Consider the following 358-nt stretch of genomic DNA (forward strand, 5'->3'; position numbering starts at 1 on the left):
GGATCGCTTCCAGCAAGCGACGAAGTATAAATTTAAGCATTGCCCTAACCCTGTGCGACAGCCTGATGACGGCTTATTATTCTCAACATGGGCCGGCGGCCTGCGCCGCCGGCTCTTACCGTATCAATGCTTGATGATGTACAGGTTTTTGTCGTACACGTTATCAAGCGGGTCTTTGCCGGTGTAGCCACCGACGTAAGGTTTCACCAAACGGGCGTTCACGTAGTAATACAGCGGAACGATGGCGGAATCCTTATCCAGCTGAACTTCCGCTTTCTGATACAGATCGGCGCGCTCGTCTTTGGTCTTCGCGGTCAGCACGTTGGCCATCAGCTTGTCGAACTCGGCGCTCTTGTAG

Annotated in this window: 1 pseudogene; it reads right to left on the reverse strand. The window is 53.4% G+C overall.

Going from position 1 to position 358, the window contains the following annotated elements:
- Nucleotides 1-123: 123 nt before the first annotated feature.
- A pseudogene (locus tag KHA85_RS20665) lies at nucleotides 124-358 on the reverse strand (hypothetical protein); the annotation flags it as partial.

Source organism: Dietzia massiliensis (assembly GCF_018390595.1).
Taxonomy (GTDB): domain Bacteria; phylum Actinomycetota; class Actinomycetes; order Mycobacteriales; family Mycobacteriaceae; genus Dietzia; species Dietzia massiliensis.